This is a genomic window from Martinezella tropici (assembly GCF_008370325.1).
Taxonomy (GTDB): Bacteria; Pseudomonadota; Alphaproteobacteria; order Rhizobiales; family Rhizobiaceae; genus Rhizobium; species Rhizobium tropici_B.
This window is the reverse complement of record NZ_VNIP01000003.1, coordinates 584,576-600,811: the sequence shown is the minus strand read 5'-3', so window position 1 is coordinate 600,811 and position 16,236 is coordinate 584,576. Positions and strand designations below refer to the sequence as shown.

Annotated in this window: 14 protein-coding genes; 9 read left to right on the top strand and 5 right to left on the bottom strand. The window is 59.5% G+C overall.

Annotated features, from left to right (window positions below):
• The first annotated feature begins 33 nt into the window (after positions 1-33).
• From FP026_RS05620 to FP026_RS05610, 3 genes are all read left to right on the top strand, one after another.
• Positions 34-861, top strand: coding sequence for an ABC transporter substrate-binding protein (locus tag FP026_RS05620; RefSeq protein ID WP_149633627.1), 828 nt, complete (start codon positions 34-36; stop codon positions 859-861).
• Positions 862-929: 68 nt separating this feature from the next.
• Entirely contained in the window at positions 930-2,462 is a 1,533-nt protein-coding gene (locus tag FP026_RS30730) for an amino acid ABC transporter permease/ATP-binding protein (protein WP_149633626.1), read from the top strand.
• Between the two features lie 69 nt (positions 2,463-2,531).
• Entirely contained in the window at positions 2,532-3,659 is a 1,128-nt protein-coding gene (locus FP026_RS05610; RefSeq protein ID WP_149633625.1) for an NAD(P)/FAD-dependent oxidoreductase, read from the top strand.
• 188 nt (positions 3,660-3,847) lie between these two features.
• Here FP026_RS05610 and FP026_RS05605 read toward each other — a convergent pair whose 3' ends face one another.
• Positions 3,848-5,701, bottom strand: coding sequence for an ABC transporter ATP-binding protein (locus FP026_RS05605; protein ID WP_149633624.1), 1,854 nt, complete (start codon positions 5,699-5,701; stop codon positions 3,848-3,850).
• A 280-nt stretch (positions 5,702-5,981) separates the two neighbouring features.
• On the opposite strand from FP026_RS05605, the gene FP026_RS05600 reads away from it, so the two are divergent.
• Both FP026_RS05600 and FP026_RS05595 read left to right on the top strand, forming a co-directional pair.
• Entirely contained in the window at positions 5,982-6,878 is an 897-nt protein-coding gene (locus tag FP026_RS05600; RefSeq protein ID WP_149633623.1) for a GGDEF domain-containing protein, read from the top strand.
• A gap of 131 nt (positions 6,879-7,009) precedes the next feature.
• On the top strand, positions 7,010-7,585 hold the full coding sequence (locus FP026_RS05595; RefSeq protein WP_149633622.1) for a hypothetical protein: 576 nt from the start codon (positions 7,010-7,012) through the stop codon (positions 7,583-7,585).
• Between the two features lie 270 nt (positions 7,586-7,855).
• Here the strand turns inward: FP026_RS05595 and FP026_RS05590 are convergent, their stop codons facing one another.
• From FP026_RS05590 to FP026_RS05575, 4 genes are all read right to left on the bottom strand, one after another.
• Positions 7,856-9,184, bottom strand: a complete 1,329-nt coding sequence (locus FP026_RS05590) for a flagellar hook protein FlgE (protein ID WP_149633621.1) — start codon at positions 9,182-9,184, stop codon at positions 7,856-7,858.
• Between the two features lie 155 nt (positions 9,185-9,339).
• A complete protein-coding gene (locus tag FP026_RS05585; protein WP_149633620.1) occupies positions 9,340-10,056 on the bottom strand; it encodes a hypothetical protein in 717 nt (238 codons plus the stop codon).
• A gap of 239 nt (positions 10,057-10,295) precedes the next feature.
• Complete coding sequence (locus FP026_RS05580) at positions 10,296-11,012, bottom strand: methyltransferase domain-containing protein (RefSeq protein ID WP_149633619.1); 717 nt, start codon at positions 11,010-11,012, stop codon at positions 10,296-10,298.
• A 188-nt stretch (positions 11,013-11,200) separates the two neighbouring features.
• Positions 11,201-11,701 (bottom strand): Lrp/AsnC family transcriptional regulator, encoded by a 501-nt coding sequence (locus FP026_RS05575; protein WP_149633618.1) that lies wholly within the window; start codon positions 11,699-11,701, stop codon positions 11,201-11,203.
• 129 nt (positions 11,702-11,830) lie between these two features.
• On the opposite strand from FP026_RS05575, the gene hppD reads away from it, so the two are divergent.
• The 4 genes from hppD to maiA all read left to right on the top strand — a co-directional run bounded on the left by hppD (position 11,831) and on the right by maiA (position 16,054).
• Positions 11,831-12,940: a 4-hydroxyphenylpyruvate dioxygenase gene (gene hppD / locus FP026_RS05570; RefSeq protein WP_149633617.1), complete on the top strand. Its 1,110-nt coding sequence runs from the start codon at positions 11,831-11,833 to the stop codon at positions 12,938-12,940.
• Between the two features lie 61 nt (positions 12,941-13,001).
• A complete protein-coding gene (gene hmgA / locus FP026_RS05565; protein WP_149633616.1) occupies positions 13,002-14,363 on the top strand; it encodes a homogentisate 1,2-dioxygenase in 1,362 nt (453 codons plus the stop codon).
• 36 nt (positions 14,364-14,399) lie between these two features.
• Positions 14,400-15,422: a fumarylacetoacetate hydrolase family protein gene (locus FP026_RS05560; RefSeq protein WP_149633615.1), complete on the top strand. Its 1,023-nt coding sequence runs from the start codon at positions 14,400-14,402 to the stop codon at positions 15,420-15,422.
• Complete coding sequence (maiA, locus tag FP026_RS05555; RefSeq protein WP_149633614.1) at positions 15,422-16,054, top strand: maleylacetoacetate isomerase; 633 nt, start codon at positions 15,422-15,424, stop codon at positions 16,052-16,054. Before FP026_RS05560 ends, maiA begins: the two co-directional genes overlap by 1 nt.
• Positions 16,055-16,236 lie beyond the last annotated feature (182 nt).

Here is a 16,236-nt window from a genome sequence, read left to right as displayed (position 1 = left end):
CGATAAGAGCATCCTTCAGAGCGGAGAACGAACATGAACATATGCCGTATATTCTCGACCATTGCCGCGCCTTTGCGCGCAGGCGTGCTGGCCTACCTCGTAGCAGCAAGCGTCGGCCCGGCGGTCGCCGCCGACAATCCCTATCATCTGATCGATCCGGGCGTCATCAGCGTCGGCACGATGGGAGATTCCAAGCCCTACACGTTCGCGACGGCCGATGGGCAATTCACCGGTTTCGATATCGAACTCTTTTTGAACGTCGTCTCCCGCATAGGCTTTCCCAAGGATAAGGTGACGTTTACCGGCCAGGAGTTCTCGGCCTTGCTGCCGTCGGTGGCCAACCAGCGCTTCGATGTCGCCGTCGCGGCGATCGGAACCACCGAGGCACGCAAGAAGACGGTCGATTTCTCGGACGGTTATCTCGCCGGCTATCTCTCGGTTCTGACCTCCGATGCCTCGATCAAGGATGCAAGCGGCCTCAAGGGCAAGCGTCTCGGCGTCGTGCAGGGTACGCTGCAGGAAGTTTATGCCACGAAGAACTTCACTGGCACCGATCTCGTCAAATTCCCGGACAACAATTCGGCCGTAGCGGCGCTGAACAACGGCACCATAGATGCACATTTCCTCGATTATGAGGCGGCCAAGCAATATGGCGAACGCTATCCCGGGCTGAAGATTGCGGTGAACATTCCGTCCTTCGACGCCCCGGCGGGCTTCGTCGTCCACAAGGGCAACGACGCCTTCCGGCTGGCGCTCAACAAGGCGCTGCACGAAGCGATGCAGGACGGCACCTGGAAGACACTCTATGAGAAGTGGTTCCCGGGTTCGCCGATGCCCGATCAATATCTTCCCAAGAAGTAAGGCCGCGCCGCCGTCCGGCTTGCCGGACGGCGGCATTGAACCGCCTGACGAATTTCATGGGGAATTGAATGAATTGGCTTGAAAACCTCCGTCGCAGCTTCCTTGACTGGGACGCGATGGCAGAAGTCCTGCCGAGCATGATCACGGTCGGACTGAAGAACACACTGATCCTGGCGGCGGCGTCTACCGTGCTCGGCGTCATCATCGGCATGGTGCTCGCCGTGATGGGCATCTCGCAGTCACGCTGGCTGCGGCTGCCGGCGCGCATCTATACCGATATCTTTCGCGGCCTGCCGGCGATCGTGACGATCCTGATCATCGGCCAGGGCTTTGCCCGCATCGGCCGCGAACTCTTCGGCCCCTCGCCGTTTCCATTGGGCATCATCGCGCTCAGCCTGATTGCAGGCGCTTACATCGGCGAGATCTTCCGATCGGGCATTCAAAGCGTCGAGCGCGGACAGATGGAGGCCTGCCGCGCGCTCAGCATGAGTTACGGGCAGGGGATGCGGCTGATCGTCATCCCGCAAGGCGTGCGGCGCGTCCTGCCGGCGCTCGTCAACCAGTTCATCGGCAACGTCAAGGATTCGAGCCTTGTCTACTTCCTGGGGCTGCTGGCCTCCGAGCGCGAAATTTTCCGCGTCGGCCAGGATCAGGCCGTCGTCACGGGCAATCTCTCGCCTTTGCTGCTGGCCGGCGTCTTCTATCTGGTCATCACCGTTCCGTTGACGCATCTCGTCAACTATATCGATACACGTCTGCGTCTCGGGCGTCAGGGCCGCGGCTCCGGCGCCACCAGCGGCCTCATCGAGGTCGGCGAACTGGAAGCTGCGTCTGGCGCAAGAGTGCCGGAGGATGACGCCCATACGCCGCGCTTCAAGGGCGGGGCCGTCAGGATTCGCGATCTCAGCATGTCCTACGGCGATCTCGAAGTGCTGAAAGGCATCGATCTCGATATTGCAAGAGGTACGGTGACCTGCATCATCGGGCCGTCCGGATCGGGCAAGTCGACGCTGCTCAGATGCGTCAACCGGCTGGTGGAGCTGAAGCGCGGCAACATTGAGCTCGACGGCGAGAGCATTCTGTCCATGAAGCCGGAAAGCCTGCGCCGCCGCGTCGGCATGGTGTTCCAGCACTTCAATCTCTTTCCGGACCACACCGCGCTTGAAAACGTCATGCTGTCGCTGACGAAGATCAAGAAGATGCCGAAGGGCGAGGCCCGCCGGATTGCCGAGACCCGCCTTGCGGAAGTCGGCCTTGCCGGACGTAGGGATCATCGGCCCGCCGGCCTGTCCGGCGGCCAGCAGCAGCGCGTCGCCATTGCCCGGGCGCTCGCCATGGATCCGGAAGTCGTTCTCTTCGATGAGGTCACCAGCGCGCTCGATCCGGAATTGGTGAAGGGCGTGCTCGACCTGATGGCCAATCTCGGGCGCCAGGGCATGACCATGGCGGTCGTCACGCATGAGATGGGATTTGCCCGCAAGGTGGCCGATCAGGTCGTGTTCATGGATGAGGGCCGTATCGTTGAAGCTGGCCCGCCGGAGCAGATCTTCGACAATCCGCAAAGCGAACGGCTGAAACGCTTCCTCGCCGAGGTTCTCTGACAAACAGGGCCGGCGGCGAATTCCGGCGGCTCCTCGATCGCAACTCCACCACTGACAAGGTTTTCCAATATGCATGCTCCCACTCGTCCTTCGAAAGTTATTGTCGTCGGCGGCGGTATCTTCGGGGTCTCCACGGCCGTTCATCTTGCGCGGCTCGGCATTCACACAACCCTCATCAATGACGGCCCATTGGCGAACGGCGCATCGGGCCGCTCGCTCGCCTGGCTCAATTCGGCCCGGCGTCGCTCCGATGCCTATCATCGCCTGCGCCTGGCCGGCATCGACCGCTATCGCACGCTATCAGCCAAATATCCGGATGCGGCCTGGCTGCGCTTCGACGGCGGCCTGACCTGGGATGCGGACGATGCCGGCAATGATATTGCCGCCGTTTTCGATTACGAGCGTGATCTTGGCTATCATGCGCAATTGCTGATGCCGGACCAGATTGCCAAGATTACGCCCGGCGTCGATGCCCGCTCTGTGACCAGACAGGGCGCGATCTTCAATCCGGGCGAGGGCTGGGTCGACCTGCCATACTTGATCGGCGTTCTTGCCGAGGAGTTCCGCGCGTTGGGTGGTGAAATCGTCACCGATGCCGGCCGGGCGACGATCGACGTGCGGGATGGCAGTGCCCGTGGCATCACGACTGTTAACGGCGTCCATTGGGCGGCCGATGCCGTGCTGCTGGCCGCCGGCGGCGAAGTGCCGGCGATCGTTGCCGAGGCCGGCCAGCATATCGGCGACGATACGCCGATCGCACTTCTCGTCAGGACGAAGCCGATCAAGCACCCCCTGAAGGCTGTACTGAACACGCCGCGCGTCGCCATCCGGCCGACTCCAGACGGCGCCTTTGCTCTGGATTCGGCCTGGTCGGAGGAAGAAGTCGTCGTGAATGCCGACGGCAGTTTTGAGATCAGGTCCTCGACCCTTGACGGCTTGCTATTGGAGGCCTCAAAGGTTCTGGAAGGCAACCCGAAACTCGAGATCAGCGACCACGGTATCGGCCCCAAACCAATCCCGGGCGATGGCGAGCCAGTTTTCGGTGAATTGCAGGCGATACCGGGCTATTTCGTCGCCTTCAGCCATAGCGGCGCCACGCTCGGCCTGATCGCGGGCGAGCTGCTTGCCGACGAGATCGCCACCGGCAAACGGCATCCGCTCCTGGCTTCCTTCCGGCCGGAACGCTTCGCCAGATAGTTTGACCGAAGACGATGCGGACCTTGCTTCAAAAGGCGAGGTCCGACATTCGGCTAGAGCCTTTCCGCTTTTCTCCGAATCGCGAAAATGCTCTATCCTCTTGTTTTTACGCAATTCCGGACGGAAAACCGCTACGCACTTTTCCTGGAATTGCTCTAGCATGGTGAGATGGTTCTCTCCCCGTCCGGCTAATTGATTTCCTCGGCGATGAAGCCGCCGATCTGGCGTTTCCATAGCCGCGCAAACAGGCCCTCCTGCTGCGCCAATTCCTCTGGCCTGCCTTCTTCCACAATCCGCCCGCCATCGAGCACGACGATCCGGTCCATCCTGGCGATGGTCGAAAGGCGATGCGCTATGGCAATGACGGTTTTTCCCTCCATCACAAGGGCGAGCTTTTCCTGTATGGCGGCCTCGGATTCGCTATCGAGAGCCGAGGTCGCCTCGTCCAGCACCAGGATCGGCGCATCCTTCAACAGGACGCGCGCGATTGCGACGCGTTGGCGCTGACCGCCCGATAGCTTGATGCCGCGGTCGCCGACGAAGGCATCGAAGCCTTTGCGCCCTTCGCTATCCGCGAGGTCAGCGATGAAAGCGTCGGCGCTCGCCATCTTCGTCACCCTTTCGACCTCCTCCTGCGTCGCCTCCGGCCGGCCGTAGCGGATATTGTCGCCGACGGAACGGTGCAGCAGCGCGACATCCTGTGCGATGACGCCGATCGCGCGGCGAAGGCTTGCCTGTGTCACGGCGCGAATGTCCTGCCCGTCGATCTCAATCCTGCCGTCGGCAATGTCGTAGAAGCGCAGCAAAAGATTTGCGAGCGTGGTCTTGCCTGCACCCGACAGACCGACAAGTCCGACCTTCTCGCCCGGCCGAACCGTCAGCGACAGATCGTTGATGACAGGCTTGCCGGATTTGTAGGCGAAACGGACCTTCTCAAAGCGGATTTCGCCGCGATCGACCACCAGCTCCGCCGCGTCGGACTGGTCGATGATGCTCGGAGGCGTCGTCATGACCGGCATGGCATCCTTGATGGTACCGATCGCCTGGAAGATCTGCTGGCCCATCTGCAGGAACGTGAATGTGTGTCCGGACAGGCGGTTCAGGATATAGACGGCGCCGACAAATTCGCCGACCGTGATGAAGTCGTTGATAAGGCCTGAAAAGCCGATGGATAACATCGCAAGCCAGAGCGCCATATTGAGCGCAACGACGGTGAGTTCCGACGTGCGATAGATGCGCTGTTCCCTGTGCTGCGTCTGTATGGACTTCTGTATGATGCGGCGGATTGCACCGGCTTCGGTATCTTCTGCCGCAAACTGCTTGATCATGTGAATATTGGTATAGAGATCGGTGATGGCGCCCGCCACAAGGCTGCGCTGCTTGGCCGTGTTGCGCGACCGCTCGGTGAAGATCGGCGCCATTCTCCACGCAAGCATCACATTGAGGCCGATCCAGACCACCACGGGCACGGCGAGCTGCCAGGACAGGCTCGAAAGCAGGATTACCGAGCCGATCATCTGCAACAGGAAGCGTGGAACCGACTGGAAGGCGGCAATGATCTGCTGCTGGACGGCGGATGAGACCTGCTGCAGGCGCGAGGCCACCTGTCCGGCAAACAGATCCTGGAAAAAGGCGAGATCCTGCCGTTCTACAGCCAAGTGTCCCTGCCACTGGATGGCGGCAGGCATGCCGACCCCGAGCGTATGCGAGGTCAGGGTGTTGAGGAGAAATGAGGCAATTGGCATTGCTGGAAAGATCAGGAGGCCCAGAAAGGTCAGCAATGGCCATTCTTTATGCAAGAAGGCGGACGCACCCTGCTGCGTCACGCCATCGACGATGACCGAAAGTCCCCAGACGATCGCCAGATTGATGGCCTCGATTGCCATGGAGGATAGAGCGAGCGCGATGAGGACGCCGCGGAACATCGAGATGAAATGCCAGAGAACGGTAACAGGCCCCTTCGACGGCAGGGGCCGATAGGGGATGTCGAGCGGCTGGATCAGCCTTTCGAAGGGACGGTAGATCGTATCTGAAATGGACATGCGCCACTCGCGTGATGGAATCAGGAAGGCGAGAAAGAAGTCAGATATGCGGGGCGGCATAGAATCACCATCCAGCTGCAATCTCAACTAGAAATCCCAAAATCGCTCCGGTTTTTCGAAGCGACAGAAGTCAATATAGAATTGCTTGCTATGGCGGGTGCCGCCGCGATTGAATTGAGAATATGGAAGGGAGGGCATAGTGTCCGTTATACGTCTGCCGCCCCTTTTCTCCGGAGAATTCCGCAATAGGTATGGTGGAGCGCAATGAGCGGGATTCGATATGGACGAAATGGGCGAACAGCTTCTGCACCTTTGTGCTGCCAGCTCGACACTCATCGCAGCCTATGATGCTGAGGATCGGTTGCGATACGCGAACCATGCCTTCCGCTCGGCCTATTTCATCGATCCCGGCGAAACACCGCTTTGGCCGGATCTGATGCGGCGCAACTTCGAACTCGGGCGCGGCACGGTTATTCGCACGACCGATTTCGACGGGTGGCTACGGTCGACGCAGTCACGACGCGGCAAGATCGGCTATCGAGCCTTCGAGACTGATTTGGCCGATGGCCGCTGGCTTTGGATGACCGAGACCGTGCAGAAGAACGGCTGGATGCTGTGCATTGCAAGCGACATAACGACGTTGCGTGCCGAGGGCCGGAGTGTCCGGCAAGATCGCGACCAAGCCATCAAGGCTTCCCAGACCGACGAGCTGACAGGCATCGCTAACCGCCGTTTCGTCATGGCGCGAATAGACGACATGCTGATGGGTGCTCGAAATGGTAGCATCGGATGCCTTGCCCTGTTCGATATCGACAATTTCAAATCGATCAATGACAGGCTCGGTCATCACGCCGGAGATCTCGTTTTGCGGGATTTTGCGCATCGGCTTCATCAGCATGTGCGGCGCACCGATTGTTTCGGGCGGGTCGGAGGTGAGGAGTTCGTGCTCGTCATGCCGGGGACGGAGCTGCAGGATGCAATCGAGTTCATAGAACGGATGTTGACGACGATCCGGTTTTCCCGGCCGCTTACCGACTCCCCGGATTTTGGCTACACCTGTTCGGCCGGCATTGCTGCCTGCCTTGAAACCGACAGCGCTCCGGATCTGTACCGGCGCGCCGATCAGGCCCTCTATGCAGCCAAGCTCAGCGGTCGTGATCGAGTTCGCGCGGCTTGAAATGTTGACACACGCCAGACACATCGCCTTCGACCAGATCACCAAGGTTGTTTTTGCATGTTGCCGGAGATTGTGCCTTCAAGCATGCCATGAGATGCTCCGGGAACGGATATGGCCTCTAAAGGATGGGCATGCGCGACTACGTGAAAAGTCGAGACTTTCATCGGCACATGCATTCGCTGCTGGCTTCGAGATTTCAGGAGCTCGGCTGGAAATCGCAAGGTACCGGCAGGTCCAGCTTTACCCGCGGCAGAAGGGTCTTTTGGCTGCAGGTATCGCAATATTCCAACAGCGTCATGGGCGGCAAATTTACGCTCAACATGACACAAGGCTCTGATCATGCTGACGACATAAGAATACTTCGCCGCCTGAACGAGGAGGATCGACTAGTTGGCAAGGCTTTGGAAGAACGCATTATCGCGCGCCTTCCCAGGCCCGATCCCGATCCAGAGATTGAAGTCGTCGGGGAGAACGACGCAACCGTATTGGTAAAGCTGGGCGATCTGGTTCGGGCAAATCCAACGCAATGGGATGCCCCCGCCGACGTCTGGCTGCCATATTTCGGCAAGAGCGATCTTGACGATTGGGCTGCGTTTCTCCTGCCTCGTCTTGACCGCCTGATCGCGCCTTCTTCGTCTGAAATGCTCGATCCTTTGTTGTGGGCGCAACGATTTCGCCATCTGACACGTTTGTTTCGCTCAAAGTGACGGATATCCGACATGCTTGCTGACGGGCAGCTCGGCACCCGCTTTGGCAAGATCGAGCCGGGACGGTGCCACGCGGCCTCGGTAATAGCTGCCGTCTGCCAGGAGCAACAGCACATCTTCCACGAATTGACCGTCGCCTTCACGATAGCCGTTGTAGAGGATGCCGTGAATCTGCGCCGATTCTATGCCGCCGCCAGCCCTTCGCGATCATGCCGGCTATGGAATCAAAAAAGGGCCCGAAGGCCCCTTCTGACTGCGTAAGCGAAAAAATCAGCGCTGAAGATTGACCAGCACGTCCAGCAGGTCGGAGCCCGTCTGGAAGACCTTGGAGTTGGCCGTATAGCTCTTTTGCGCCTGGATCATGTCGGTGAGCTGACCTGCCAGGTCGACGTTCGAGGCTTCCAGCGAGTTCGACTGGATGTAGCCGAGGCCGTTGCTGTTGGCGAAGCTCGTGACAGTGACGCCGGAATCGGCATTGGCCTGATAGACGTTGCCGCTCATGAGCGTCAGCTTGTCGGGGCTTGCCACGGTTGCCAGCGGAATCTGATAGATCGCCCTCGGATCGCCTTTCGCATAGTTCGCGTAGACGACGCCGTTCTTGTCGATGGTGACACCAGTGACCGCGGCTGCCGCCTGTCCATTGGTCGAGCCTGTGGAGGCGAAAGCTGCGGCTTTCTGGGTCATCTTGCTCAGATCCATAGCGATCGACCCGGCGGTCTTTGGATCGGTGATGGTGAAGGTGCCGCCGGATGTCATATTTCCAGATGCATCGAACTTCAGCGTGCTGCTGGCAACAGGAGCGGACGAGTAGGGGAAGGACGAGCCGCTGCCAGACGTATTCGCATCGGCATTGCGGTAGACGGCGACTTGCCACTGATCCGTAGTCGGCGGCGTTGCGGTGATGTCGGCAGCCTGCGTTTTGGTGTAATAGATGTCGTACATGACGGTATTGCCGAGTTTGTCGTAGGCAACCACCGAGCTCTTCTGGGTATCGGTGGTAACGGGCGGAGTGCTGCCGGTACCACCAGTTCCCGTGTAGCCGGTGCTCGGCAAGGCCACAGTCGCGCTGGCCGTAACAACCGTAGCACCCGAATTGAGGTTGCCGGTAAAACTGCCCGAGGTCGAGGGTGAGTTGGCAAGGCCGCTTTGATTGACGTTGATCGGCACCAGGCCGTCGAAACCGTTGACGACGACAGCGGGCGCTCCTGATGCGTAGGAATAACCCATCAAGGTGTAGCCGGCGGAATTCACGAGATTGCCGTTGGCGTCCGGGGTGAAGTCGCCTGCGCGCGTCAGAACCGTCGAGCCGTCGGCGCCCTGCACGACAAAGAAGCCGGCGCCGCGGATCGACAGGTCTGTGCCCGACGAGGTGGAGATGGCGTCGCCCTGCTGCGAGACCGAATAGCTGACATTCGTCTCGACGCTGCCGGAATTGTAGTTGCCGCCGCCCGAAGGCAGGATCAACGACGAAAAGCTGGCCGTTGCAGACTTGTAGGCCGTCGTGTTGACGTTCGCGATGTTGTCCGACACGGTGCTAAGCTTATTTGCCTGCGCATTCATGCCTGAAACTGCCGTTTTCATGCTACCAAAGATGCTCATTGGTTCCTCGCACGTTGCTGATGCCGGCACGATAACCAAAGGGACTTGTGTGAAGCTGGCTTTTTCCCTGTGCCGCGCGGTTGCAACAACCTCTCCGCGCTGTCGGCGGTTCGCTCCACACGGCGTCCTTTCCCTGGCAAGAGATAGGCTGAAGCCTACTGTGAAGGCAGATGCGGAGCCGGAAAATCGAGCACGCGGTTGGTGTAGCTTTCGACCAGCGCGCTGAACGGCGTCCCGTCCGGCAGCTTCAGCACGGCGTGATGTTCGAGAAGGAATGGCGGTGGGACAAGAGGCGCCGTTCCGGAGGCCGGCAGATTGGCACCCGTCTCCCATCCCTCCGGCAGCGGAGACCAAAGCAGTTTCGCCGACAGGTTCGTGCGGGTGAAATGGAGCGCCTGAACGGCACGGCCGAAGGCGATATCGCTCGTATTGAGCGCTTTGTTCATCTCGGCCGTCAGTCTTGACGGCACATACCAGTTGTCTGCCTCGGACAGAATGCGGTCGCCGCAGGCCAGGCGAACGCGCCGGTAGGCGATGGGTTCGTTGGGTCCGGCGGCAAGCAGTTCCCGGATGGGGGCATCGGCTGCCTTGTCCTGTCCGAGCACCCGCTGAGCGACGATCTTGGAACCCTCCGGTGCGAGTTTGTGAGCGGCGCACCAGCGGTCGAGCGTCAGCGTGGCGCTGGCATTGCTGAGGAGATCGGCATTCAAGGTCTGGAGGATTGCCAATGCCTCCAGACGCGAGGTCGGCGTATCGGGCCATTGAGCCGGGCTGGACATCTCCTGCGCCGCCGCGGTCTGTATGCCGAGCACGATGGCGGCTGAGCCGCCAAGGGCAAGGATGCGAAGCAATGACTTGGGCCGGAAAGGCATGGGAGTGAAATCCTTCAGACTAACAAATTCTAACAATCGGACCGCGCGACTTTACAAGTTCGCCGAGGCATAGATGGCAGGAGCATTGCGGTTGGCAAGACCTGACAATATGCAAGACCTGACAATACGATTGTGGAAGCATGCGGCATCGGGTCTGAAGCCAGGCAATCCGTCGGCATCGGTGCATTGCGGCGTGCTTACGATGCGATCGCGCCAAGGCTTGGAATAGGCCGGCTCGTCTAATCCGCGTTGCGGCTGATGTGAATGCTGTAGACGCTTGCCCACTCCTGCGCGACGAAATCGGTCAGAGCGGCGGGGATTTCGACAAGGGCGCTGTGTCGCGCCAGCGCGTGAAATCCTCTTGGAAGGGAGGTCGCAATGCGGTCGATGATCTTTTCATAGTCGACGATCAGCATCTCCCGCCCGACCATGAGATCAAATAGTGCCGGATCGCTGATCACATGCTCGTTTTCACAGAACCAATAGGAGGAGATCGTCAGGTCGGGAAGATAGCCGATCTGCGCGGGCAGGTTTCGTCGCTCGAACCGGAAGCGCCCCGGCAGCGCGGCAGCCGACATGAGCTCCTCGCCGAGCAGAAGCTGGGTTTCCGAGGCATCCAATCCGCGAAGCTCGAGGTTGGGATTATCGGCGAGATAGGCAAAGGCAAGGCTGAAGGCACCGGAGCCGCAGCCGAGATCGCATACCCTTTCATATCCGTGTATCGCAGGTCCAAGATTGGCGAGCGCCCGCAGGCACTTCAGAGAGTTTCTTATTCCGAAAGCGCGGGTGAATGCATCGGCTGAGCGGCTATAGTCAAATATCTCGATCTGTCGCCTGCTTTTGACAGCATTGAGCAAGGCAATGGAGTCGTTACTTGGACGATATAGATGGTTGCACCTCAGCAGAGTCTCGGAAAAACCTTCGAGATGTTGCGCCTTTACGTCCACGTATACCATGCAAGCCTGTCCTCGCTAAGGATGTATTCTTCCGAATGATTGGAAAGAGAGCATAGCCTGAAAGCAACTCCTTCACTCGTCCTCAGTTCTTGATAGGCCACTCTAGTCACAGCTTTATGCACAGACGCCTTTATGCACAGACACCTGAATGGCGCCCTGGGCATTTAGGCAGGACGACTGGTTTATCGTCATCGGGTGCTGTCACCGTGCCAGTTCTGCGAAACCGGCACCGGAAATCCCTCGAAGGTCTTGAGCGTATCGAGAACGATGGAGGTCTTCACATGCTGCACCGACTCGTGCGGTAAGAGCACGTCGTTGACGAACCGGGATAGGCCGGCAAGCCCGCGGGTCGCGACCTTCAGGTGATAATCCATTTCCCCCGTCAGCGCATAGGCTTCCAGCACTTCCGGCAACCCGTTGATCAGCTGCGAAAACCGGCGGGCATTGTCCCGGTTATGCGTGGCAAGCGTCACCGAAATGACCACCAGCATGTCCAGGCCCAGCTTCTGGCGGTCGAGGTTGGCCTGATAGCTGCGAATATAGCCCTCCGCCTCCAGTCTGGTGCGCCTTCGCGAGCACTGCGAGGGCGAAAGCGCGATGCGTTCGCCCAGCTCGTTGTTCGTCAACCTGCCGTCTTTCTGCAGTTCATCGAGAAGACGGAGGTCCAATTTGTCGAGGGGCTCATCCATTGCGCGAAACCTTCAAAATACTCACGGATCGTGTATAATATTTTCATTTCGCATTGAGAATGCAAGCACTTTGCACGTGTTTTGGGCCATACTTTGCATAGTCAAAGTACCGTCTCTGAGGAGGAGAAAATGGGTCCTTTCCCGCATGATGCGCCGCCGTCCGAAATCACCACCGACAATCCGGCCGGCACCGACGGCTTCGAATTCGTCGAATTCGCTCATCCCGAGCCGGAGAAACTGCGTGAGCTCTTCACGCGCATGGGCTATGTCGCGGTCGCCAGGCACAAGACAAAAGACATCACCGTCTGGCGCCAGGGTGACATCAACTACATCCTGAACGCTGAGCCCGGCAGCCACGCCGCCCGCTTCATCGCCGATCATGGCCCGGCGGCGCCATCCATGGCCTGGCGCGTTGTCGATGCCAAGCACGCTTTCGACCATGCTGTCTCCAAGGGTGCCGTTGCCTATGAGGGGAATGACAAGGCCCTCAATGTTCCCGCAATCGTCGGCATCGGCGGCTCGCTGCTCTATTTCGTCGAGACCTACGGCAAGAAGGGATCGGCCTATGATGCCGAATTCGATTGGCTCGGCGAGCGCGATCCGAACCCCGAAGGCGTCGGCTTCTATTACCTCGACCATCTGACCCACAATGTCTTCCGCGGCAACATGGACAAATGGTGGGACTTCTACCGCGATCTGTTCAATTTCAAGCAGATCCACTTCTTCGATATCGACGGCCGTATCACCGGTCTGGTGAGCCGGGCCATCACCTCGCCCTGCGGCAAGATCCGCATTCCGCTGAATGAATCGAAGGACGATACCAGCCAGATCGAGGAGTTCCTGAAGAAGTACAAGGGCGAGGGCATCCAGCACATCGCGGTCGGAACGGATGATATCTATCGGGCGACCGACACGCTTGCCGACAACGGCCTGCGTTTCATGCCCGGCCCGCCGGAAACCTATTACGACATGTCCTATGCGCGTGTGAATGGTCACGAAGAACCCATCGAGCGTATGAAGAAACATGGTATCCTGATCGACGGCGAAGGCGTGGTGAATGGCGGTGTGACGAAGATCCTGCTGCAGATCTTCTCCAAGACGGTCATCGGGCCGATCTTCTTCGAGTTCATCCAGCGCAAGGGTGACGAAGGCTTCGGCGAAGGCAATTTCCGCGCGCTGTTCGAGTCGATCGAGGCCGACCAGATCAAGCGCGGCGTCATCGGCACCGCCGCCGAGTAATTCTTTCGGGCGGCCCCGCCAAAATGTGAGGCCACCTTCAGCTCTCGGGAGGAGTGGAGCGATGGACCAGACGATATCCAAGGCTTCCGACCGCCAGGCGACGGCGGCGGAAGCGCTGCAATATATGCCAGGCTTCGGCAACGACTTCGAAACGGAGGCACTTCCCGGTGCTCTGCCGCAGGGCCAGAACAGCCCGCAGAAGTGCAATTACGGTCTTTATGCCGAGCAGCTTTCCGGTTCGCCCTTCACGGCGCCGCGCGGAACGAACGAACGGTCCTGGCTCTATCGCATCCGCCCGAGCGTGCGCCACACTCGCCGCTTTTCCAACGCCTCCTATCCGTTCTGGAAGTCAGCACCCTGCCTGGACGATCACTCGCTTCCGCTTGGCCAACTGCGCTGGGATCCGCTGCCGGCGCCGACCGAGCGGCAGAACTTTCTCGACGGGATCCGCACGATCACGACCGGTGGCGATGTCCTGACCCAGACCGGCATGGCCGCCCATGCCTATGTCTTCAACGAGAATATGGTCGACGATTACTTCTTCGACGCCGATGGCGAGCTGCTGGTCGTTCCCCAGGTCGGCGCTATCAGGGTGTTTACCGAGATGGGCATCATGGACATCGAGCCCTTGGAAATATGCGTCATCCCGCGCGGCATGATGTTCAAGGTGGTGCGCAAGGGCGAGGAGGAAGTCTGGCGCGGCTATATCTGCGAGAATTACGGCGCGAAATTCACGCTGCCGGAGCGTGGGCCGATTGGCGCCAATTGCCTCGCCAATCCGCGTGATTTCAAGACGCCTGTTGCCGCCTTCGAAGACAAGGAAACGCCCTGCCGCGTGCATGTCAAATGGTGTGGCAAGTTCTATGTCACGGATATCGGCCACTCGCCCCTCGATGTGGTTGCCTGGCACGGCAATTACATCCCCTACAAATACGACCTGCGGACGTTTTCCCCCGTCGGCGCCATCCTGTTCGATCATCCCGATCCGTCGATCTTCACGGTGCTGACGGCGCCGACGGAAAGTGCCGGCACCGCAAACGTCGATTTCGTGATCTTCCCGCCGCGTTGGCTGGTTGCCGAACATACGTTCCGCCCACCTTGGTATCATCGCAATATCATGAGTGAATTCATGGGCCTCGTCCACGGCCAGTATGATGCGAAGGAAAAGGGCTTCGTGCCTGGAGGTATCAGCCTCCACAACATGATGCTGCCGCATGGGCCGGATGCCTCCGGCTTCGAAAAGGCATCGAATTCCGAGCTGAAACCCGTGAAGCTGGATCACACCATGGCCTTCATGTTCGAAACCCGGTTCCCGCAGCAACTGACGAAATACGCGGCCGAGCTCGAGACGCTGCAGGATGATTATCTGGAGTGCTGGGACGGTCTGGAGCGCCGGTTCGACGGAACACCCGGCATCAAGTGAAGACCGCGGCATATTCTCTGACATTGGAACCAGAACATGAAGCTTGCGACTTTGAAGGACTCCACAAGAGACGGCCGGCTCGTCGTCGTCTCGCGTGATCTCACCCGCTGCTCCGAAGTCGGTCACATCGCCCGCAGCCTGCAGGTGGCCCTCGACGATTGGGAGCATGTGGCACCCAGGCTCGCCCTGATCGCGGAAGGTATCGAGACAGGCGCGCAGCCGACCATGCGGTTTCACGAACATGCTGCCGCCTCGCCGCTGCCGCGTGCCTATCAATGGGCCGACGGCTCGGCCTACGTCAATCACGTTGAACTGGTGCGAAAGGCGCGCAATGCCGAAATGCCGGCAAGCTTCTGGGTCGATCCGCTGATGTATCAAGGCGGATCGGACGGCTTTCTGGCGCCGCGCGATCCGATCGTCGCCGCGGACGAGGCCTATGGCATCGACATGGAGGGCGAGGTCGCCGTCGTTGTCGGCGACGTTCCCATGGGCGCCAGTTCGGACACGGCGCGGCAGGCCATCCGGTTGGTGATGCTCGTCAATGACGTGTCGCTGCGCGGCCTGATCCCGCAGGAGCTGGCGAAGGGCTTCGGCTTCTTCCAGTCCAAGCCGGCATCGGCATTTTCCCCGGTCGCCGTCACCCCGGATGAGCTTGGCGAGGTATGGGATGGCGGCAAGCTGCATCTGCCGCTCCTGGTTGCCGTGAATGGTAAGCCCTTCGGCAAGGCGAATGCCGGCATCGACATGACCTTCGATTTCGGTGAGCTGATCGCCCACGCCGCCAAGACCCGCAGCCTTATCGCCGGCACGATCATCGGCTCGGGAACGGTGTCCAACAAACTTGATGGCGGGCCGGGCAAGCCGATCGAGAATGGCGGCGATGGCTATTCCTGCATTGCCGAGCTCCGCATGATCGAGACGATCGAAACCGGGGCGCCGAAGACACAGTTCCTGCGGTTCGGCGATCAGGTCCGCATCGAGATGCAGGACCGTACCGGGCACTCGATCTTCGGGGCGATCGAACAATCAGTCGAAAAATACCTGGGGGCCGAACCGTGATGAGCGACGTCGTCCTTTACGACTACTGGCGCTCGTCCGCCAGCTACCGCGTTCGCATCGCGCTCAACATGCTCGGGATCGCTTACAAGCGCGTGCCCATCAATCTGCTGGAAGGCGAACAGAATAGCGCCGATTACCTGGCGCTCAATCCGCAAGGCTTCGTGCCGACGCTCACGATCGACGGAGAAATTCTGACGCAATCGCTGGCCATCATCGAATTTCTGGCCGAACTTCGGCCTGAGAGCGGATTGATGCCGTCAGATAGCGCGAGCCGCCGGCACGTGCGTGCGCTTGCCTATGCGATCGCCATGGATATCCATCCCATCTGCAACACGCATGTTGCCGCCCATATCATGGCCATCACGGACAGAGCCGATGCCCGCGAGGAATGGATGAGGCATTTCATTGCCGGCGGCCTTAGCAAGCTTGAGGTCATGTTGGGCAAGTTCGAAGGTAGCTTCAGCTTTGGCGACACGCCGACCATGGCGGATATCTGCCTGGTGCCGCAGGTCTACAACGCCCGCCGCTGGGGCGTGGACCTGACCGATCTCAAGCGCATCGTCGAAATCGATGCCAGATGCACGAGTTTGCCGGCCTTTCAGGCGGCGCATCCCGATCGCGTAAAGCCGTAGCGAATTATATATGCCTTGCGGCGGTAGTCCTGGCATTCAAGCTGTTCGGCGTGTCTTTTAGATGCGGCGCATACAATCAGTCTTCCTTATCGATTTTTACTTCGGAATTTCCAGTTGTGGAAAGTCGACTCTTTTTTACATGATTGTCATCTGGTTTTTATAAGTGAGGAGAGGGAAGCAAC

What these genes read in the sequence shown, in the direction of transcription:
- FP026_RS05620 (WP_149633627.1), top strand. Translation starts at nt 34, where the DNA reads ATGAACATATGCCGTATATTCTCGACCATTGCCGCGCCTTTGCGCGCA.
- FP026_RS30730 (WP_149633626.1), top strand. Translation starts at nt 930, where the DNA reads ATGAATTGGCTTGAAAACCTCCGTCGCAGCTTCCTTGACTGGGACGCG.
- FP026_RS05610 (WP_149633625.1), top strand. Translation starts at nt 2,532, where the DNA reads ATGCATGCTCCCACTCGTCCTTCGAAAGTTATTGTCGTCGGCGGCGGT.
- FP026_RS05605 (WP_149633624.1), bottom strand. Translation starts at nt 5,701, where the DNA reads ATGTCCATTTCAGATACGATCTACCGTCCCTTCGAAAGGCTGATCCAG.
- FP026_RS05600 (WP_149633623.1), top strand. Translation starts at nt 5,982, where the DNA reads ATGGACGAAATGGGCGAACAGCTTCTGCACCTTTGTGCTGCCAGCTCG.
- FP026_RS05595 (WP_149633622.1), top strand. Translation starts at nt 7,010, where the DNA reads ATGCGCGACTACGTGAAAAGTCGAGACTTTCATCGGCACATGCATTCG.
- FP026_RS05590 (WP_149633621.1), bottom strand. Translation starts at nt 9,184, where the DNA reads ATGAGCATCTTTGGTAGCATGAAAACGGCAGTTTCAGGCATGAATGCG.
- FP026_RS05585 (WP_149633620.1), bottom strand. Translation starts at nt 10,056, where the DNA reads ATGCCTTTCCGGCCCAAGTCATTGCTTCGCATCCTTGCCCTTGGCGGC.
- FP026_RS05580 (WP_149633619.1), bottom strand. Translation starts at nt 11,012, where the DNA reads ATGGTATACGTGGACGTAAAGGCGCAACATCTCGAAGGTTTTTCCGAG.
- FP026_RS05575 (WP_149633618.1), bottom strand. Translation starts at nt 11,701, where the DNA reads ATGGATGAGCCCCTCGACAAATTGGACCTCCGTCTTCTCGATGAACTG.
- hppD (WP_149633617.1), top strand. Translation starts at nt 11,831, where the DNA reads ATGGGTCCTTTCCCGCATGATGCGCCGCCGTCCGAAATCACCACCGAC.
- hmgA (WP_149633616.1), top strand. Translation starts at nt 13,002, where the DNA reads ATGGACCAGACGATATCCAAGGCTTCCGACCGCCAGGCGACGGCGGCG.
- FP026_RS05560 (WP_149633615.1), top strand. Translation starts at nt 14,400, where the DNA reads ATGAAGCTTGCGACTTTGAAGGACTCCACAAGAGACGGCCGGCTCGTC.
- maiA (WP_149633614.1), top strand. Translation starts at nt 15,422, where the DNA reads ATGAGCGACGTCGTCCTTTACGACTACTGGCGCTCGTCCGCCAGCTAC.